The 17,795-nt window shown below is 68.2% G+C and carries 18 protein-coding genes and 1 pseudogene; 15 read left to right on the top strand and 4 right to left on the bottom strand.

All coding sequences use genetic code 11. From position 1 onward, the window contains the following. The first annotated feature begins 4 nt into the window (after positions 1-4). From AB4851_RS12945 to AB4851_RS12905, 9 genes are all read left to right on the top strand, one after another. Positions 5-1,441, top strand: coding sequence for a heavy metal sensor histidine kinase (locus tag AB4851_RS12945; protein WP_414447533.1), 1,437 nt, complete (start codon positions 5-7; stop codon positions 1,439-1,441). Positions 1,442-1,976: 535 nt separating this feature from the next. Continuing rightward, positions 1,977-2,342: a hypothetical protein gene (locus AB4851_RS12940; RefSeq protein ID WP_414447532.1), complete on the top strand. Its 366-nt coding sequence runs from the start codon at positions 1,977-1,979 to the stop codon at positions 2,340-2,342. Positions 2,343-2,381: 39 nt separating this feature from the next. Further along, positions 2,382-2,873 (top strand): hypothetical protein, encoded by a 492-nt coding sequence (locus tag AB4851_RS12935; protein ID WP_414447531.1) that lies wholly within the window; start codon positions 2,382-2,384, stop codon positions 2,871-2,873. After that, positions 2,870-3,535: a hypothetical protein gene (locus AB4851_RS12930; protein ID WP_414447530.1), complete on the top strand. Its 666-nt coding sequence runs from the start codon at positions 2,870-2,872 to the stop codon at positions 3,533-3,535. The genes AB4851_RS12935 and AB4851_RS12930 overlap by 4 nt, the downstream gene beginning before the upstream one ends. A 23-nt stretch (positions 3,536-3,558) precedes the next feature. Beyond that, positions 3,559-4,995, top strand: a complete 1,437-nt coding sequence (locus AB4851_RS12925; protein ID WP_414447529.1) for a cell wall anchor protein — start codon at positions 3,559-3,561, stop codon at positions 4,993-4,995. Between the two features lie 115 nt (positions 4,996-5,110). Further along, on the top strand, positions 5,111-5,824 hold the full coding sequence (locus AB4851_RS12920) for a C39 family peptidase (protein WP_414447528.1): 714 nt from the start codon (positions 5,111-5,113) through the stop codon (positions 5,822-5,824). Between the two features lie 6 nt (positions 5,825-5,830). Continuing rightward, on the top strand, positions 5,831-6,661 hold the full coding sequence (locus AB4851_RS12915; protein ID WP_414439279.1) for a peptidase C39: 831 nt from the start codon (positions 5,831-5,833) through the stop codon (positions 6,659-6,661). A 168-nt stretch (positions 6,662-6,829) separates the two neighbouring features. Further along, complete coding sequence (locus AB4851_RS12910) at positions 6,830-8,233, top strand: hypothetical protein (RefSeq protein ID WP_414447527.1); 1,404 nt, start codon at positions 6,830-6,832, stop codon at positions 8,231-8,233. 20 nt (positions 8,234-8,253) lie between these two features. Then, positions 8,254-9,705 carry a sigma 54-interacting transcriptional regulator gene (locus tag AB4851_RS12905; RefSeq protein ID WP_414447526.1) on the top strand — a complete coding sequence of 484 codons (1,452 nt, stop codon included), beginning with the start codon at positions 8,254-8,256 and terminating at the stop codon, positions 9,703-9,705. Between the two features lie 260 nt (positions 9,706-9,965). Here the strand turns inward: AB4851_RS12905 and pcaQ are convergent, their stop codons facing one another. Continuing rightward, positions 9,966-10,955 (bottom strand): pca operon transcription factor PcaQ, encoded by a 990-nt coding sequence (gene pcaQ, locus AB4851_RS12900; RefSeq protein ID WP_414447525.1) that lies wholly within the window; start codon positions 10,953-10,955, stop codon positions 9,966-9,968. 105 nt (positions 10,956-11,060) lie between these two features. Here pcaQ and pcaH point away from each other — a divergent pair, with 105 nt between their 5' ends. Together pcaH and pcaG are read left to right on the top strand one after the other, a co-directional pair. Further along, the gene (pcaH, locus tag AB4851_RS12895; RefSeq protein WP_414439282.1) at positions 11,061-11,765 is read left to right on the top strand and encodes a protocatechuate 3,4-dioxygenase subunit beta; all 705 of its coding nucleotides are present in this window, start codon (positions 11,061-11,063) and stop codon (positions 11,763-11,765) included. Between the two features lie 2 nt (positions 11,766-11,767). Beyond that, positions 11,768-12,358, top strand: coding sequence for a protocatechuate 3,4-dioxygenase subunit alpha (pcaG, locus tag AB4851_RS12890; protein ID WP_414447524.1), 591 nt, complete (start codon positions 11,768-11,770; stop codon positions 12,356-12,358). A gap of 120 nt (positions 12,359-12,478) precedes the next feature. Here the strand turns inward: pcaG and AB4851_RS12885 are convergent, their stop codons facing one another. Together AB4851_RS12885 and AB4851_RS12880 are read right to left on the bottom strand one after the other, a co-directional pair. Next, positions 12,479-12,772: a hypothetical protein gene (locus AB4851_RS12885; protein WP_414447523.1), complete on the bottom strand. Its 294-nt coding sequence runs from the start codon at positions 12,770-12,772 to the stop codon at positions 12,479-12,481. A gap of 46 nt (positions 12,773-12,818) precedes the next feature. Next, positions 12,819-13,706 (bottom strand): LysR family transcriptional regulator, encoded by an 888-nt coding sequence (locus AB4851_RS12880; RefSeq protein ID WP_414447522.1) that lies wholly within the window; start codon positions 13,704-13,706, stop codon positions 12,819-12,821. A 174-nt stretch (positions 13,707-13,880) separates the two neighbouring features. Here AB4851_RS12880 and AB4851_RS12875 point away from each other — a divergent pair, with 174 nt between their 5' ends. The 3 genes and pseudogenes from AB4851_RS12875 to AB4851_RS12865 all read left to right on the top strand — a co-directional run. Beyond that, positions 13,881-15,413, top strand: a complete 1,533-nt coding sequence (locus AB4851_RS12875) for an MFS transporter (RefSeq protein WP_414447521.1) — start codon at positions 13,881-13,883, stop codon at positions 15,411-15,413. Further along, positions 15,410-15,688, top strand: a complete 279-nt coding sequence (locus tag AB4851_RS12870; RefSeq protein ID WP_414447520.1) for a hypothetical protein — start codon at positions 15,410-15,412, stop codon at positions 15,686-15,688. Before AB4851_RS12875 ends, AB4851_RS12870 begins: the two co-directional genes overlap by 4 nt. Before the next feature lie 41 nt (positions 15,689-15,729). Further along, positions 15,730-15,822 (top strand): annotated as a pseudogene (locus AB4851_RS12865) (LLM class flavin-dependent oxidoreductase); the annotation flags it as partial. Between the two features lie 182 nt (positions 15,823-16,004). On the opposite strand, the gene AB4851_RS12860 reads toward AB4851_RS12865, so the two are convergent. Next, positions 16,005-17,177: a serine hydrolase domain-containing protein gene (locus AB4851_RS12860; protein WP_414447519.1), complete on the bottom strand. Its 1,173-nt coding sequence runs from the start codon at positions 17,175-17,177 to the stop codon at positions 16,005-16,007. 177 nt (positions 17,178-17,354) lie between these two features. Between AB4851_RS12860 and AB4851_RS12855 the strand changes: the two genes are divergently transcribed. After that, on the top strand, positions 17,355-17,681 hold the full coding sequence (locus tag AB4851_RS12855; protein ID WP_414447518.1) for a hypothetical protein: 327 nt from the start codon (positions 17,355-17,357) through the stop codon (positions 17,679-17,681). Positions 17,682-17,795 lie beyond the last annotated feature (114 nt).

The raw sequence follows: 17,795 nt of genomic DNA, 5'->3' as shown, positions 1-17,795 counted from the left end.
TGCCATGAAACGCTCGATCTCGATGCGTCTGTCGGTGATGTTCGCCATCACCTCGTTGCTGGTGTTCTCGCTGGTGGGCATCGGCCTGTTCGCGATGATGGAACGGCAACTGTTCGCCGAACTGCGCGCGACGCTGGAAACCCGCGCCAAGGTGGCCGAGATGATCCTCTCGCATGCGAGCACCCCGGCGCGCTGGCACATCACCCAGGAAAAACTGACCGACCTGCAACCGCTCGACGGCTCGACGCGCTATATCGTCACCAGCCCCGATCCGGCCTACACGCTCGGCAAGCCGGTGGAAGGCACGCCGGTGGACGTGCCGGTGGGCGAGTTCGACCTGAAGCATGTGGAGGGCAGCAGCTACAACGTGATGACGCGCACCACCACGATCGCGGCGAACGGCACGCATCCCGAGCTGACGCTGATCGTGGCCACCGCCTGCGACCGCACCCAGAAGATGCTGCGCTTCATCGCGCTGACGCTGGCGGCGCTGATCGGCGCGGCCACCGTGGTGTCGCTGCTGTTGAGCCGCGCCGTGACGCGCTTCGGGCTGGAGCCGCTCGCGCAACTGTCGAAGGAAGCGGCGGCGTTGAGCCCCGCGAACCGCAAGCAACGGCTGCAGACCGACGCGCTGCCGAGCGAGCTGCACGAGCTGGCCAGTTCGTTCAACGGCGCGCTGGAGCGGATCGAGCTGGCCTACGACCGGCTCGAATCGTTCAACGCCGACGTCGCGCACGAGCTGCGCACGCCGGTCAGCATCCTGATCGGCCAGACCCAGGTGGCGCTGACCTCGCGCGAGCGCACGGTCGAGCGCATGCAGCAGACGCTGCAATCGAACCTCGAGGAATTCGAGCGGCTGCGCGTGATCGTCAACGACATGCTGTTCCTGTCGCGCAGCGATCGCGGCGAGCGCGCGACCAACCTCAGCGACGTGTCGCTGGCGAACGAGGTGGCGCGCATGCTCGACTTCCTCGAGTTCTCGCTGGAAGACGCGCAACTGCGCGCCGAGCTGTCGGGCGATGCGCGCGCGAGCGTCGATACCTCGCTGTTCGGCCGCGCCATGACCAATCTGCTGATCAATGCGATCCAGCACTCGCGGCCCGGCGATGCGATCCGCGTGACGATCCGTGCGACCGGCGAGCAGGTCGAGATCGCCGTCGCCAACCCCGGCGCTTCGCTCGATCCGACCAAGCGCGCGCATATGTTCGAGCGCTTCTACCGGCTCGAGGAAGCCCGCACCAACAGCAACGAGAATCACGGGCTGGGGTTGTCGATCGTCAAGGCCGTCGCCGACATGCATGGCGGCGCGGTGTTCGTGAGCTGCGACGACGGCTGGAACACGTTCGGCTTCTCGGTGCCCGCCAAGCCGCCGGCGATGCCGCCCGAACAACGGGCCGTCATCAAGACCATGCCGCACAAGGCGACACTGCGCCCTTCCTGATCGCCGGTTGACGCGGCCGGCTCGTTCGATCACGAGCCGGCCGCCGTTCACGGTCCTTTACCGTTCTCCCGTTGCTTTCTTTCGCCGTGCGCGCCGCCGCGCCGTGTCGTCTCGCGTTCGCTACACGGCGCGCGCCCGATACGTCGATTCGCACCTTCAGGCCACCTGCTCCGCATCGTTTCTTAACAGTGGTTCCGGCCTGATACGTTCGCGCGACACCGGCCCGGACCGGTGCCGCTCGATGGCCGCCTCACGGCCGATCCGCGTCCGGCCCGCCAGCGCTTGCGTTCCGTACGGTTCGCCACGCTCGGCATGCGGCATCGCTCAGGGTATTTCCCGTGCCACGCGAACCGCGATTCCACGTCGTTCACGCGAAGCTTGTCGGCCGTGAACGAGGCCGTGTTTCAAGGCTGATACGTTTTCGTTCTCCTTACAGCCCGCAGGCCCTGGTGCGCGCAAGACAATCGAGCAGGGGCGTGCCTTTTGCGACGTTGGCACGCTCCTCGCTGTATGTCTTGCACACCGGAGACCTGCGATGTCGAACCTGCCCCGCCACCTCTGCCTGAATGTTGCCGCCGCGTTGATCGCCGCGGCGAGCCTGTCCGCCGTGCACGCCCAGGTGCTGCCGGCGGTGGCGGCGATCGAATTCGCCGCGACGGATCTGCCGCTGGCCGGCCCGCGCGACGTGTCGCTCGACGAAACGACCCTGGCCGCCCAACGCGGCCGCGCCGCCGGCATGACGATGATGGTGTCGGCCTCGCCGATGCAACTGGCTGCCGCGCGCAACGGCGTCACCCTGTGGGACGAACTCGCGCCGCCGGCCCTGCCGTCGCCGCTGCCGGTCCCGGCCGATGCGCCGCGCCCGATGCAGGGCAACAGCCTCAGCCTGACGCGCCGTTGAAGCCCCTCAGTTGAAACCCGATACGCCAAGGATGCCGACATGAATCCGCTCTGTTTTCCGTTCGTCGCTCCGCTCGCCGCGCTTGGCGCCGCCGGCGCGATCGTCGGCGCCGCGAGCACGGCCCACGCGCAACAGGCGCCGCAGAACCCCGGCGACCTGATCGTACTGCGCGACGTGACGCCACGCATCGCGTATCGCCCGGTGCCGGTCGACCAGGACCCGGTGCGCGTGCGCGCCACCACGTTCCCGGCCAACACGTTCAATCCGATGATGGGCACGCTGGCGTCCGACCTCGATCTGACCAATGCGCGCGGCTCGCTCGGCATCGCCAGCGGCAACGTGGCCAACACCAGCGCGACGGTGGCCGCCGTCACCCAGGTGCTGACGGCCGACCTGGCCGGCCCGCTCGGGCGCGGCGCAGGCGGCGTGAGCATCCCGACCTCAGGCATCACGACCATCGGCGGCACGATCTCGACCACCATCACCGGGGCGATCTCGCCGCTCGTGACGGCGCTGGGAGCCATCAAATGAGCCGCCGCCCCCGTCACGCACCGGCATCGAAAGATTGTTTCGTCATGCGAATGATATTTGCGCATCGGGCGTGCTGGCTGCCGGCGCTCGCGTTGCTTGCCGCAGCCTCCGTTCAGGCGCAATCGACGGCGCAGGTGGCCGGCGTCGCGACGATCGGCGCCAACGCGGCGCGCGATATCAGCGGCGTGCTCAAGATCAACGAGACGGTGGGTGCCGGCAATGCGCAAGCGAACCAGTTGGCGATCGGCATCGGCACCGCGGCGGGCGCGAATCTTTCGTCGCTGCAGGCGGCCACCAGCGTGGCGCGCACCGGCGACACGGCGGCCCGCATCGAGGGCGGCGCGTTGTCGAATCTGTCGGGTGCGGTGATGGTGAATCAAAGCGCGGGCAGCGCGAATCTACAGCGCAACAGCATGGCCATCGGCACGCTGGGCGCAGGGATCGAAGCCGTTTCGGATACCGAACTGTCCGAAACGGCTTCGAAGGCCGGAGGCCTGGGAATACCGGCGGGGGGCCGGGGAATGCGGGAGGTGTCGATTAGCGGCGACGCTTTCAAGCATATCAGCGGAATCGTGCAAGTCAACCAGACAGCCGGCGCCGGTAACACCACGGCAAACAGTTTTGTGCTCCGTCCCCCGGCGGGCACGCTTTTTATCAACTAGCCACTTCCGTATCGGAGCGCATCATGAAACGCACTGTCATTGCAGCCGCGGTTCTCGTCTCGGTTGCCGGATCGGCCCAAGCGGCCGACGCATTCCTCTACAACGTTACCGGGGTCACCGAGGCTGTCGGCATCTTCGGTTTTGTCGGACTGTACGGCGCCGTCGGCGTGTCGAGCAGCGCCGGCGCGGTGATCAACAACAACCAGACGGTGTCGTTGAATCACGTGTCGCTGGAGCCGCTGTATCAGAGCTATACGACGGGCTCGGTGACGACGTCGGTGGATAACGTGTCGGCCACGAGAAGCAACGTGGGCTCTTCGTATCACGGTCAATTCCAGTCGTCGTCGCACGACGCGTCGTACACGGCGCAATCGTCCCGATCGATGTCTCGCGACAGCAGTGGTTGGGTGGCTGGCGGGTCGTACAGCACGGCATCCTTGCAACAAAGCGCCACCGCGAATCAGTCGTCCAGCCTGCACCAATCGGGCAACTCGGGTGGCTCGGCCTTCATCGTCGGCGGCGCAGCCGGCGCCTCGGGCAGCAGCCAGAGCACTCAAATCGGCGGCTACTTCCTGCCCGGCCTGTTCAGCTTCACGGCAGGCGGCAGCGCTTCGCAAAGCCAGAGCGGCTATATCGTCGGTGGCGCCGGCGCCGCCTGGGGCGCGTCGTCATCGGCCAACGCTTCCAGCGCCTCGCATCAACATGCTGATGCAAGCGCCTCGCGGACAAGCTCGTCATACGGCAACGCGTGGGGCGCGTCCTCCATGCAAAGCGAATCGCAATCGGCTGCAAGCGGTTCGATTTCCACGCAACAGGATTCGCTGACAGGCCGCTCGGACATCTGGGGCTTCAACAACACCTATAGCTCACAGCGCACCGAAACCTCCGGCAGCGTCACCGCCGTCACCGACACCCGCACCGCCGGCACGCTCACCGCCACCACCGGCACCAATGCCGCCACCGGCGTCAAGGGCAACCTCGGCCTCAACATCGCGATGGGCATCGACAACGCGCAAAGCAACGACGTGTCGCTGGCCTCGGTCGATGTCGGCAACGTGTTCGGCAATGCGCAGATCTTCAGCAACCAGGCGTCGTCGGGCCGCGCCCGCATCGACAACTTCGTGCTGAACGCGTCGATCGGCGACGGTTCGCTGGCAGGCGTGTCGGGCAACGTCGGCGTCAACGTCGCCTCGGGCATCGGCAACGTGCAGAACAACAGCCTGGCAGGTTCGACGACAACGGTCGATGCCGGCCGCGCACGCACGGTTGCGATGATCGCCACGGACGACAACACGCAAGTGGCCAGCGCACAGATCAACGGCCGCTTCGTCGGCACCGCGATGCTCGGCGCGAACACCCTCACGGGTGCAACCGGCAACATCGGCGTGAACATCGCCGGCGGCGCGGGCAACCTGCAGCACAACGGCCTCGCGATCGCGGCGCTCAACAGCGGCCATTGACCGCTTCGGCGGCCTCGCGCGCCGCAGGACCAGCGGCGCGCGAGGCCCGAGAGCACGCATGGCGGGACGCAACAGCAAGACACAAGGCAACAAGGCAGTACCGGGGGAGACACCCATGACATCGACACGCCTTCACTGGCCGGCCCGGCTCGCAGCCCTCTGCGCATGCTGGGCTTTCGGCCCGTTCACGAACGCTCAGGCCTCGGGCATCGATGCCCTGCCGTTCGCCGGCGTGCCCGTGCACAAGACATTGAAATCGATGTACGACCTGCGCCATCGCGACATCGTCGGCCAGCAGTTCGACTTCAGTTGCGGCTCGGCCGCCCTCGCCACGCTGCTGAAGTACGGCTACGGCATCGACATCCCCGAAGCCGACATGATCCAGCGGATGATGGCCTTCTCCACGCCCGAAGTGGTCGTGCGTCACGGCTTCTCGATGCTCGACATGAAGAAGTTCGTCGAGACGCTCGGGCTGCGCGGGCGCGGCTTCCGGGTCGGCCTCGATGCGCTCTACGCCCTGCAGATCCCCGTCATCGTGCTGATGAACATCGAAGGCTACGAGCACTTCGTGATCGTCAAGCGCGCCGCCGACGGCCGGGTCTTTATCGCCGATCCCGCGCTCGGCAACCGCATCCTGCTCGAACAGGATTTCGCCAAGACCTGGAACGGCCTGGTGTTCGCGGTTGTGGGCAAACCGTTCATGGAGGATTCCCCGCTGCTGCAGCACAACGACTCGCTGGCGCTCCGGTTGCGCGAACAGGCGCTCACCACCGGCTCCGCCGCGATCCCGTTCGTCGAGTACGGCTTGATCAAGGCAGACCTGTTCTGACCCATCATGAATCGCTCACTCTCATTCCTGCGCGGCGCGGCTTGTGCGGCCGCCTGCGCACTCACCGGCAGCGCCGCCTCGGCCGCCTCGCCCGCCGGCATGCAGATGCCGTTCGCGGGCGACGCGCTGGCCCCGGCCGCGCTGCCGATCGTTGCGGTGGACGACGACGTGCTGGCCCGTCAAACCGGCAAGTTCGCCGATGCGACGATGGTGTCCGGCTTCGTCGTCAACCTGCTCTCGCAATGGCAGTTGCCGAATGGCGCGCTCGCGATCGCCCAGGGATCGCTGAACGTCGTCGCCAACGGCGCCAACCAGTTGTCGGCCCAGGTGCAGACGGCCGCCGCCGTGGTGGCGGGCGACCCGTCGCGCGCCAACGGCACCGATCCGAATGCCGTCGCGTCGGGCGGCCAGACGATTCGCGTCAACGGCGTGTCGCAGGTCACGCAAGTGGCCGGCAACGGCAACACCGGCAGCAACGCGATGACGATCGACTTCGGCCCGAACCTCGGCACGGCGTCCACCATGCTGCCCGGCGCGAGCGGCTCGCCGAGCGCCTCGGCGGCCAGCGCCGACGGCACGATCCGCGCCAGCATCGGGTTCGGCGCGAACGGCGTGATGCTCGCGCTGAACACGCCGGCCGGCGTCGCGAGCCAGATCATCGCGCCCGCCGCCGCGCGGGCCGGCGCCGTCGCCCAGTTGCTGCAGGTGGCCGGCAACCAGCAACTCGTCTCCAACCAGCTCCAGCTTCAGTTGCGCACGCAACAGATGTCGGGCGGCGCGCTGCGCCAGGCCGGCATCCTGCAGGCGCTGCAAGCCGGCTTCGCCGCAAGGAGATGACGCGCGGCCCGCACACCGCAGCCCCATAACCACGGCGCCCGCGCCCTTGCACGCGACGGGACGCCGATACGGCAGCAGAACGCGCCGTTCCTTTGCCGCCGGGCGGGTTGACCCGGCGAGCGGCGCGAAACCGAATGTCACGTTTCGAATAACACCGGGGGTTAGACCATGCAGATCGATTTCTCGCCGCGCCATCCGCTCGCGGCCATTCCCGCTGCCGTGCTGCTGCTGGCGATCGCCAGCAGCGCCCAGGCCCAGGCGCTCGCCAACCAGTCGGTCGAGGACCGGCTCAACGCGCTGATGCAGCTCGTCGACGCGCAGCAACGCAAGATCCAGTCGCTCGAACGTCATGTGGTCGACCTGGAGATGCAGCAACGCGGGCGCGGGCTGTCCGACCCGCCGGCCGAAGCCGCGAATGGGGGCAACGGCGGCGCCACCGTGCTCGCGCAATACACGCCGCTCTCGCCCGCGCCCGGCGACGGTACCGGCACGGCCACCGGCGTGCCGGTCTCGCCGCCCGTGTCGGGCTCGGCGGGCACCGGCACCCGCAGCGGCGCGAACGCCGCGGCCACCACCGGCACGATCGGCACCGAGAACCGCGCGGCCGAACCCACTCGCACCGAAGCCGAAAACGCCGTGGTGCAACGCGAGCACGCCCCGCTGTTCGATCACAAGCTGACGATCGACTGGGGCATCAGCGACACCTACTACGATCGCCGCCAGTTGCAGCTCTCCGGATTCCTCGCGCTCGACGCGATCTTCCTCGGCAACCTGAACCTCGGCCAGACCAAATCGCACCAGTTGACGAGCGACGTCGACATCCGCTACGGCCTGACCAGCCGCATCAACGTGGATGTGGACGTGCCGTACGTGTACCGCACCAGCAACTTCATCGTCGGCGGCGCGGGCGGCGCGTCCAGCTCGCTGTCGGATGCGAGCGGCACCTCGCACGCGCTCGGCGACGTCAACTTCGGGATCTACTACCAGTTCCTGAAGGAAACCCAGAACCTGCCCGACGTGGTCGGCAGCCTGCGCGTGAAGACGCCGTCCGGCGCCTCGCCGTTCGGCATCAAGCTGCGCCAGATCGACCCGAACAACACCAACCTCGTCGCGCCCGACACGCTGCCCACCGGCACCGGCTTCTGGAGCATCACGGCCGGCATGTCGGTGCTGAAGACCTACGACCCGATCGTGCTGTTCGGCAGCCTGTCGTACACCTACAACGTGGCGCGCTCGTTCGACGACATTTCGTCGGTGGTCGGCCAGACGCAGCCGGCCAAGGTCAAGCTCGGCGACATCGTGCAGATCGGCGGCGGCGTGGCGCTGGCCTTCTCGGAACGCGATTCGGCCAGCATCGCCTACACGCTGGCGTTCGAGCCGGAAACCAAGACCAAGGCCCCCGGCGACGTCTGGCAGAAGGTGCCGGGCAGCCAGACCACCGCGTCGACCCTGAGCTTCGGCCTCAATCACGTCTTCAACAAGCACCTGACGATGAATGCGTCGGTCGCCGTCGGCCTCACGCCGGACGCGCCGAACTTCGTGGTCGGCGTGCGTTTCCCGTACACGTTCTGATCGCCGCGACGGAGCCCATCGTGCAAGAATCCCGCGTCCCGCCCGCCGTCATCGCCGCCGATTTCTCGCGTCGCCGCCGTGCCGCCGATACCCTGTCCGACGCTGCCGCGCCGGCCGCCCCGCGCACGCTCGTCTATCTCGCCCGCCAGCCCGACGCGGTGCTGGCCGCGTTCCTGTCGCAGCACGGTTGGCGCGTCGTGCGCTTTGCCTCGCCGCTCGAATTCGCGCGCAAGCCGGCCGCGGTCGAACCGCAAGCCGGCCTGCTCGACCTGCGCGGCTTCTCGACGGCCGAGCTCGCCGCGTTCGATGCCGCGCTGCGCCGCCCCGCCACCGGCTGGGTCGCGCTGGCCGATGCCGCGCGCTTCGACGAGCCCGAGGTGCGCCGACTGGTGCGTCAGTACTGCAGCAGCTTCGTCGCCGACGACGCGCCGCCCGCCACGCTCGACCTGCTCGCGCGCCAGGCCTGCGCGATGGCCGGCCTCGCCGAGCGCGAGCCCGGCGCCGACGCGCGAGCCCGGGACGCCGGTGACGACGAGATGGTCGGCACCTGCGAGGCGATGCAGCAGTTGTTCCGCACCATCCGCAAGGTCGCGAACACCGACGCGACGGTGTTCATCTCCGGCGAATCGGGCACCGGCAAGGAGCTGACCGCGTTGGCGATCCACGAACGCTCGACGCGCCGCAACGCGCCGTTCGTGCCGATCAACTGCGGTGCGATTCCGCCCGCGCTGCTGCAATCGGAGCTGTTCGGCTACGAGCGCGGCGCGTTCACCGGCGCGACCCAGCGCAAGATCGGCCGGATCGAGGCTGCGCAGGGCGGCACCTTGTTCCTCGACGAGATCGGCGACATGCCGCACGAAAGCCAGGCCAGCCTGCTGCGCTTCCTGCAGGAAGGCCGCATCGAGCGGCTCGGCGGGCGCGAATCGGTGCCGGTGGATGTGCGCGTGCTGTCGGCCACCCATGTCGATCTGGAAGCGGCGATGCGCGAGGGGCGCTTCCGGGCGGACCTGTTCCACCGGCTGTGCGTGCTGCGCATCGACGAGCCGCCGCTGCGCGCGCGCGGCAGCGACATCGAGGTGCTGGCGCGCCATATCCTGCAACGCTTCAGCGCCGACGGCGGCGGCCGAATCCGCGGCTTCTCGCCGTGCGCGATCGAGGCGATGTACCGCTACGCGTGGCCCGGCAACGTGCGCGAGCTGATCAACCGGATTCGCCGCGCGATGGTGATGGCCGAGCATCCGGTGCTGTCGGCCGACGATCTCGATCTCGGGGACGACGCGTCACACCCGTTGCCCACGCTCGCCGGCACGCTGGAAGCCGCCGAGCACCAGGCGCTCGACGCCGCACTGCGGCGGCACGGCGACGACGTGGCGGCAGCCGCCGCCGCGCTCGATGTCGCACCGGCCGAGCTGATGGCCTTGTTGAATCGGCATCGGATCGATCTGGCATCCGGCGCGGCGCTGGAAAACTGAGGAAACCGGCACGCGGCGACGAGGCTGGTGAGCAGGTCGTGCCGCATCCGCCGAAGCCGGCCGGGGTGCCATTACCCCCGAGGCGGCGCCGCAGAGGAAACCGGCACGCGGCAGCGAGGCTAGCGAGCAGGTCGCGCCGCATCCGCCGAAGCCGGCCGGGGCGCCATTACCCCCGAGGCGGCACCGCAGAGGAAACCGACACGCGGCGACGAGGCCGATGAGCAGGTCGCGCCGCATCCGCGAAGCCGGCCGGGGTGCCATTACCCCCGATGCGACGGCGAACCGCGCCGGCGCCGTGCCGGCGTGCGCCGGGCGTGCGCACCGGCGAACCGGTCGCGCGCCACGTTGCGCACCGCGTCGATCAGGGCCTGCGCGGCCGGCGACGGCCGGGCGTCGGTGCGCAGGATCAGGCCGACCAGCTCGTCCGCGCCGTCGGCCGGCAGCGGCAGCCGCACCAGCGTCCCGCCGGCCAGATCGTATTCGGCCGCGTAGCGCGGCACGAACCACACCGCATCGTTTTCAAGCGCGAGCGCGCGGCCCACCGACACCGACAGCACCTCCACGAACGTATCGAGCGCCGGTGCGTTGCAGGCCGCCAGCATCTGCTCGGCCGACTGCCGGATCAGCGTGCCGTACGGCGGCACCACCACCGGGAAGCGGCCCAGCTCGCCGGCCGGCGCCGGGTGGCTCGCGAGCGGATGACCGGCGCGCACCAGCGCCACCAGCGGCTCGTTGTACAACTGCTCGAACGACAGGCCGACCATCCGTTCCGGCTCCGACAGCCGCCCGACCGCGCACTCGATCTCGCCCGATTTCAGGCGTTCGAGCAGCCGCGCATTGGCGTCGGTGGCGATCCGCACGATCATGCGCGGCATGCGCGCCGTCAGCGCCTTCATGACGGCCGGCGCGAGCGAGGCTGCCACGGTCGGCAGCATGCCGATCTCCAGCGTGGCCGCCACGCCGCCGCTCTCCCCGGCCAGCAGGCCTACGCCCTGGCGCAGCGCCATCACGCTGGCGCTCGCATGGGGCAGGAACAACTGCCCCTCGCGGGTGGGCTGCGCACCCTGCCGGCCGCGCTCGAACAACTTCACGCCAAGGATCGATTCCAGCTCGGCGATCGTCTTGGACACCGCCGGCTGCGTGATCGACAGGCTTTCGGCGGCCTTCTGCACGCCGCCAAGCTGCGCGACCGCCAGGAAGCATTGCAGATGCCGGAACTTGACCCGGCCGTCGGCGATACGATTGACCATAACGGTTGGTTATACGAGATGGGAAAAAACGTCATTTTGCATAACTTTCCGGATTGGTTAAAGTTCGGCGTCATGCCCTCATCAATACAGACAGGAGACACCGCGATGGACGACTCCATCCTCAGCCCGCGCGACTGGCCGTCGCATCCCGCCTACGTTCACCCCGAGTACCGTTCGTCCGTCAAGCGCGGCCCGACGCGGCCGCTGATTCCGCTGAAGGAAAAGCTGCGCAACCAGTACGTGCCGGTGTATGGCGCGGAAGACCTCGGTGCGCTCGACCACGACCTGACGCGCAACGCCGTGAAGAACGGCGAGCCGCTCGGCGAGCGCATCGTCGTGACGGGCCGCGTGCTCGACGAAGGCGGCAAGCCGGTGCGCAACACGCTGGTCGAAGTGTGGCAGGCGAACGCCGCCGGCCGCTATGTCCACAAGGCCGACCAGCACGACGCGCCGCTCGACCCGAACTTCCTCGGCGCAGGCCGCTGCCTGACCGACGATCAGGGCCGCTACCGCTTCCTGACGATCAAGCCCGGCGCATACCCGTGGGGCAACCATCCGAACGCCTGGCGCCCGAACCACATCCATTTCTCGCTGTTCGGCGATTATTTCGGCTCGCGCCTCGTCACGCAGATGTACTTCCCCGGCGATCCGCTGCTGCAATACGACCCGATCTATCAAGGCACGCCGGAAGACGCGCGCGAGCGCCTGGTCTCGAGCTTCTCGCTCGACGTCACCCAGGAAGGCTATGCGCTCGGCTACGAGTTCGACATCGTGCTGCGCGGCCGCGACGCCACCCCGATGGAGCGCTGATCATGACGACGCTGAAACAATCCCCTTCGCAGACGGTCGGCCCGTACTTCGCCTACGGCCTGTGCCCGCAGCAGTACAACTTCGACATGAAGAGCCTGTTCCCGACTGATATCGCCGAGCCGCACGCGGCCGGCGAGCAGATCGTGCTGATCGGCCAGGTGTTCGACGGCGACGGCAAGACGATCCTCGACGCCATGCTCGAATTCACACAGGTCGATGCGGCCGGCAAGTATCCGGCGTCGCGCGCCGAGATCGCGGCCAGCGGCTTCACGGGCTTTTCGCGGATCGGCACGGGCACCGACGCCCAGCACCGCTTCGTGGTACGCACCGTCAAGCCGGGCGCGACCGATGCCGGTGCGCCGCACATCGACGTGGCGGTGTTGATGCGCGGCGTGCTCACGCATGCGTTTACGCGGATCTATTTCGACGACGAGACGGCGGCCAACGCGGCCGACCCGGTGCTCGGCAGCGTGCCGGCCGCGCGCCGCGACACGCTGCTGGCGCGCCGCGAGGTGCAGGCGAACGGCGTGGTGGCCTATCGCTTCGACATCCGCATGCAGGGCGAGCAGGAAACGGTGTTTTTCGATCTGTAAGTTCGGATCGGATCACGAAAAAAAAGCCGAGGGACGCGATGTCCCTCGGCTTTTTATTTCAGGATGACGCCAGCATCGCACTTCGCTGGACTACGCCACAACCCGATACAGCAGTTTGATTCAGGATTGAGGCAAGTTCGGCCTATGCCGGTGCTTTCTGAAACTTGCCCCGACTTCGCTTCTATTGGCGCCAGCGGTGGCCACCGGGTTGAACATCGCCGGCTTCAACCGAGGCATCGCGCCAGGTTCGCTGCTGGGCGGGACGAGCCGGGAAGCGATGGGGCTGACCAGTACCGCCTGGGTCGGTGCGGTGGCCGTGGGCCTGGGGATCGCCCGGATGCTGTGGCAGATGTGGCAGACGCCAGCACGTTGCATCGACGTGTCGGGATAGGCGCACGCGATGAACATCGGCATGGGTTTTCTCGAGGCGAGCGCAGCAGTTGGCGCGACTCCATCCCGATCAGGGCTTGAAAAGCTCCGCGCCCATGAAATCGATGAATGCGCGCAGCTTCGGTGCCAGGTGCTTGCTCGACGGCCAGAGCATGCGGAAGGTGCCCCGATGCTGGTTGAAGTTCTCCAGCACCGTCACCAGTTCGCCCGCCGCGATCGCCTCGCGCACCATGAAATCCGGCAGACAGGCGATTCCGAGGCCGGCGCGGGCGACGTGAAGCAGGGCCTCGGTGGTGTTGCATACCATCGACGCCGAGAGGCTGGGTTCCGCCTCGCCTGGCGGCAGACGCAAGGGCCACGGCTCGAATTTGCCGGTGCTCGGGAATTTGTGTTGCAGGCAGGCATGACCCGCAAGCTCAGAAGGCACGCGCGGCGTGCCGCGCGTCGCGAAATACCGGGGCGCGCCGACCAGCAGCAGCTTGAAGGTGCCCAGCGGGCGAGACATGAGGCGCGAGTCCGCCGGCTCTCCGGTGCGGATGACGGCATCGAAGCCTTCTTCGATCACATCGACCATCCGATCCGAGACATCCACGTCCATTTCGATGGCCGGATAGCGATGCATGAAGGCCGTCAGCGCCGGCATAACCAGGCCGCTGACCAGCGGCAGGCTCACGCGCAGCTTGCCTTGGGGAGCCTGGCGGGTTTCCGACAGTTCCAGCTCCGCCGCCTCGACCTCGCACAGGATGCGCCGGCACCGCTCCAGAAACAGCGCCCCTTCGGCCGTCAGCGTGATGCTGCGTGTACTGCGGTGGAACAGGCGCACGCCCAGCCGCTCCTCAAGCCTCGCCACACTCTTGCCCACGGCGGAGGACGAGATGCCCAGCACGCGCCCGGCCTCCGAAAAGCTGCGGGCTTCCGCCGCTTGCACGAAGAACCCGATGCCGTTGAGGGAATCCATTGCGCCGCTCATCTAAGAAAATTTGTCCGATATGCTCGGAACCTTAGCCTATTTTTCTTAATGGTGTGCGCGCCTACGCTGACGACTGCACAGGTTGGATGCGGCTGTCTTGGCTTTCGAGATATGGCTTTGGCGTCTGCCTGTCCCTTCACGGACTCTCTGCGGACGTTTTTCATGGCACAAACCTTGGCCGCCACACGCGGCACCACTGGCCGCGATTGGCTGCAACTGCTCGCCACCTGCCTCACCGGCATCCTGATCCCGTTGTGCTTCACCGGCCCGGCCGTCGTGCTGCCTTCCATCAGCCAGGAACTGGGCGGAACGGCGATGCAACTGAACTGGGTAGTCAACGGCTACATCCTGACCTACGGCAGCGCCATGATGGCGGCTGGCAGCCTGACCGACACCTACGGCCGCAAGCGCGTGTGGCTGGTCGGCCTGGCGCTGTTCGCGCTGGCGACGTTCGCGATCCCGCTGGCGCCGACGGTCGGCTGGATTGACGGACTGCGTCTGCTGCAAGGGCTGGGCGGCGCGGCCGCCTTCGCGGGCGCCATATCCTCATTGGCGCAGACCTTCCACGGCCTCATCCGCACGCGGGTGTTCAGCCTGCTCGGCACCACGTTCGGCATCGGCCTGGCCTTCGGGCCGCTGGCGGCGGGCGAGCTGGTGGAGCTGGCCGGCTGGCGCTGGGTGTTTCTGGCCACGGCGCTGATCGGGGTGGCCGGCTTCGTCATGGTGTGGGCCAGCGCCACGGAATCCCGCGATCCGCAGGCTACCGGCCTGGACTGGCCGGGCGCCATCAGCTTCACCGCTGCGCTCGCCTTGTTCACCTCCGGCATCCTGCTGGCACCGGAACAAGGCTGGCGCAGCGCCGCGGTCATTGGGCCGCTGCTGGCGGCGGCCGTGCTGTTCGCGGCCTTCGTGCGTATCGAGCGGCGCGTGGCCCGCCCGATGCTCGATCTGTCGCTGTTCGGTCGTGCACGTTTCGTCGGCGTACAGGTGCTGGCCGCGTCGCCGGCCTTCTTCTTCGTCACGCTGATCGTGATGCTGCCGGGCCGCTTCATCGGCATCGACGGGCTGGGTGCGCGCGACGCGGGGCAAATGATGATTGCCCTGGCAGCGCCGCTGCTGGTGGTGCCATTCCTGGCCGCATTGCTGTCACGTTGGTTCACCGCCGGCGTGCTGTCCGGCGTCGGGCTGCTGTTGGTAGCGGTCGGGTTGGTTTGGCTGGCACAGGTGCTGGCCGGCGGCGCCGGCACTGCGCTGGTGGGGCCGCTGGCACTGATCGGCATTGGCATCGGCCTTCCCTGGGGGCTGATGGACGGTATGGCCGTGAGCGTGGTGGAGAAGGAACGCGCGGGCATGGCAACCGGAATCTTCAACTGCGTGCGCGTCTCGGCTGACGGCATCGCCATCGCGATAACCGGCGCATTGCTGGCGCTCCTGATCCAGGGCGGGTTGCTTGGCGCCTTGGGCATGGCTGATCCGTCCGTAGTGATCGAGGCAGCCAACCGTGTCGCGCTAGGCGATCTGGCGCAGGCCAACGCCCTCCTCACCGGAGAGCGCGCGTTGCTGCTGGCGAGCTACGACCATGCATTCCGCCGGGTCTTGTACGTCCTGGCCGCTGCATCCGCATTGACCGCATTGCTGGCATTCGCCTTGCTCGGCCGCTCGCGCGCGCATGAAGAAACGGGAGCGGCGGCATGAACTCAGCCGGCACAGGTTCCTTGCCCGTCGACCTTGCACGGCACCGGGCCTATGCACGGATCTTTCAGCCGGGACGGCTCACCGACGGTCTCATCGCCCCATTGGAAGGCCGCCCGGATTCCCCTGCGCCCACGCGCGGGGAGCATGCGGCCCTGGCTCGCCAAGCTGATGACGCACTCGGTTTCGCGGCGAGCTGGCTGCGCGATGTGCCGTTCCTCGCCTCCAGTGTCGGAGACGTGGGACACATCCACGATCCGATGATCTATGTCGGCTGACGGCCGCGATCACCCAACACATCGCCATCGGTACGTCGGGCATGGTGATGACCTTGCGCGATCCCCTGCCAGTTGCCAAGCAGGCGGCCAGCGTCGATCAGCTTTCCGGCGGCCGGCCGCTGCCGGGATTGTCCACCGGCGACCGGGCAACGGAGTACCCGGCATTGGCCCAGCCCCACGACCACCGCGTCCGCATGCAGGGCAAGCGGGAAACGGTGTTGTTCGATCTGTCGGTCCGGATCGGATCAAGAAAAAGCCGAGGCACGCGATGTCCCTCGGTTTTCTTTATTGCTTTTTTTATTGCCGCGCGGCCCGCTCAGCCCGCGTACACGGCGTCGCGCAGTTCGATCGTCAAAGGCCCCGACATCCCTTCGTACGCCGTATTGGTCAGCAGCAGCACCGTCAGGCCGGCCGCGCGATCGACGAACCACGAATGGCCGTACACGCCGCCCCACTGCAAGGTGCCCGCGCCCTGCGGCGAGCCGGCTGCCGCCGGATCGAGCAGCACCGCACTCAGGTAGCCGAAGCCCCAGCCCGGCCCGCGCGATTCGGACGCCTCGCCGGCCTGATCGGTGCGCGCCGCCTCGGCCAGCGCGTCGGGCAGGAAGCCGTCGCCGGCGCGGATCGCCTCCAGCGCGCGCAGCACGTCGTCGGCCGAACCGTACATGCCGGCGCCGCCCGACGGATAGGCGCCGGGCGTGAACACCCGCGACGGCGCGAAGCGCACCACCGCGCCATGGCCTTCGGGCAGCGGCACGTCGAGGTTGTCGGTCATCCGCACCGGCTCGGCTGCGCCGTCGTGGTAAGGCGTCGCGAAACGCTCGGGCGTGCTCGACACGAAGCCGCAATCGCGCAGGCCGAGCGGCTCGCCGACCAGGGCCGCGACCGCCCGTTCGAGCGGCAGCCCGGTCGCGCGTTCGACCACGGCGCCGAGCACATCGATCGCCAGCGAATACTGCCAGGCGCTGCCGGGCGCAAAGGCGAGCGGCGCGAGCGCAAGCCGGCGCAGGTTGTCGGCGAGATCGAAATCGCGCAGATCGATGCCGTCGGAAATGCCGAGCCGGTCGTACACCGAGCCGGGGCCTTCGAGCAGCCAGTAGCCGAGGCCGGACGTATGCGTGAGCAGATGATGGAGCGTGATGGTCGGCTCGGTGCCGTCGGCCAGCTTCGGCCGGAACTCGGGCAACCAGCGCGTGACGGGCGCATCGAGCGCCAGTTCGCCGCCCGCGACGAGCCGCAGCACCGCGAGCGCGACGATCGGCTTGCTGACCGAGGCGAGCCGGAACAGCGTGTCCTCGCGCATCGGGCGCCGCGCCTCGCGGTCGGCCAGGCCGTGCGCGCGGCGGTACCGCACCGCGCCGTGTTGCGCGACGACGGCCACCGCGCCCACCACGCGGCGCTCGCGCAGCGCGCGCTCGAATACGGCGTCGAGCCGGCCGGCAAGCGCATCGGCATCAAGAACGGCGGGCGGGGCGGGGGCGATCGTCATGGTGTGGGTTCCGGTGGCGAAAGGCTCGATTCTAGACAGGCGCGCGCCGGCTTGCAGCCGTCTATCGTCGCCCGCGGCGCGTCAAGCCGAAACGTACCTTGCTTGCGTTGGCCCCCGCCCGGCCGATAGAGTCACGGTTCCGGCGCTTCGCCGCCCTCGCTTGCGCGTTTCACCGTCATGCCCGCCACCGCCACCTTTCCCGTCTCGTCCTTCACCGATCTGCTGGCGCTCGGCGTGCTCGCCCTGCTCTGGCTGTTCGGTCTGATCTGGGCCGGCTGGCAGGCCTGGCACGCCACGCGCGGGCGGCTGTATTGGGTGGCCTGCCTCGCGCTGATCGTCGCCGGCTCGGTGGCGCTCGCCATCGCCCATCCCGATTCGCCCGACAGCGGCGAGATGCCCTCCGGCTTCGCGCTCGGCGTGCTGGTCACGTTCGCCGGCCTGGCCGCGACCTCGGCCGGTTGTGCCTGGCAGGCGATCCGCAGGCTGCGCGATCCGCGCGCCTGAGCAGGCCGCCCCGCCCGCCGCGCATTCGGCAAATTCCGTCGGCGTCACGCAGAGCCGCTATCATGTCCGCACTTTCAGCGCTCGCCGCCATGGCGAGCCTTCGGTTGGAGAACA

This window comes from Burkholderia sp. 22PA0099, assembly GCF_047497165.1.
Lineage (GTDB): Bacteria > Pseudomonadota > Gammaproteobacteria > Burkholderiales > Burkholderiaceae > Burkholderia.
Note: the sequence above shows the minus strand (reverse complement) of the source record. Positions and strands in the feature narration are given on the sequence as shown.

What these genes read in the sequence shown, in the direction of transcription:
- AB4851_RS12945 (WP_414447533.1), top strand. Translation starts at nt 5, where the DNA reads ATGAAACGCTCGATCTCGATGCGTCTGTCGGTGATGTTCGCCATCACC.
- AB4851_RS12940 (WP_414447532.1), top strand. Translation starts at nt 1,977, where the DNA reads ATGTCGAACCTGCCCCGCCACCTCTGCCTGAATGTTGCCGCCGCGTTG.
- AB4851_RS12935 (WP_414447531.1), top strand. Translation starts at nt 2,382, where the DNA reads ATGAATCCGCTCTGTTTTCCGTTCGTCGCTCCGCTCGCCGCGCTTGGC.
- AB4851_RS12930 (WP_414447530.1), top strand. Translation starts at nt 2,870, where the DNA reads ATGAGCCGCCGCCCCCGTCACGCACCGGCATCGAAAGATTGTTTCGTC.
- AB4851_RS12925 (WP_414447529.1), top strand. Translation starts at nt 3,559, where the DNA reads ATGAAACGCACTGTCATTGCAGCCGCGGTTCTCGTCTCGGTTGCCGGA.
- AB4851_RS12920 (WP_414447528.1), top strand. Translation starts at nt 5,111, where the DNA reads ATGACATCGACACGCCTTCACTGGCCGGCCCGGCTCGCAGCCCTCTGC.
- AB4851_RS12915 (WP_414439279.1), top strand. Translation starts at nt 5,831, where the DNA reads ATGAATCGCTCACTCTCATTCCTGCGCGGCGCGGCTTGTGCGGCCGCC.
- AB4851_RS12910 (WP_414447527.1), top strand. Translation starts at nt 6,830, where the DNA reads ATGCAGATCGATTTCTCGCCGCGCCATCCGCTCGCGGCCATTCCCGCT.
- pcaQ (WP_414447525.1), bottom strand. Translation starts at nt 10,955, where the DNA reads ATGGTCAATCGTATCGCCGACGGCCGGGTCAAGTTCCGGCATCTGCAA.
- pcaH (WP_414439282.1), top strand. Translation starts at nt 11,061, where the DNA reads ATGGACGACTCCATCCTCAGCCCGCGCGACTGGCCGTCGCATCCCGCC.
- pcaG (WP_414447524.1), top strand. Translation starts at nt 11,768, where the DNA reads ATGACGACGCTGAAACAATCCCCTTCGCAGACGGTCGGCCCGTACTTC.
- AB4851_RS12885 (WP_414447523.1), bottom strand. Translation starts at nt 12,772, where the DNA reads ATGCCGATGTTCATCGCGTGCGCCTATCCCGACACGTCGATGCAACGT.
- AB4851_RS12880 (WP_414447522.1), bottom strand. Translation starts at nt 13,706, where the DNA reads ATGGATTCCCTCAACGGCATCGGGTTCTTCGTGCAAGCGGCGGAAGCC.
- AB4851_RS12875 (WP_414447521.1), top strand. Translation starts at nt 13,881, where the DNA reads ATGGCACAAACCTTGGCCGCCACACGCGGCACCACTGGCCGCGATTGG.
- AB4851_RS12870 (WP_414447520.1), top strand. Translation starts at nt 15,410, where the DNA reads ATGAACTCAGCCGGCACAGGTTCCTTGCCCGTCGACCTTGCACGGCAC.
- AB4851_RS12860 (WP_414447519.1), bottom strand. Translation starts at nt 17,177, where the DNA reads ATGACGATCGCCCCCGCCCCGCCCGCCGTTCTTGATGCCGATGCGCTT.
- AB4851_RS12855 (WP_414447518.1), top strand. Translation starts at nt 17,355, where the DNA reads ATGCCCGCCACCGCCACCTTTCCCGTCTCGTCCTTCACCGATCTGCTG.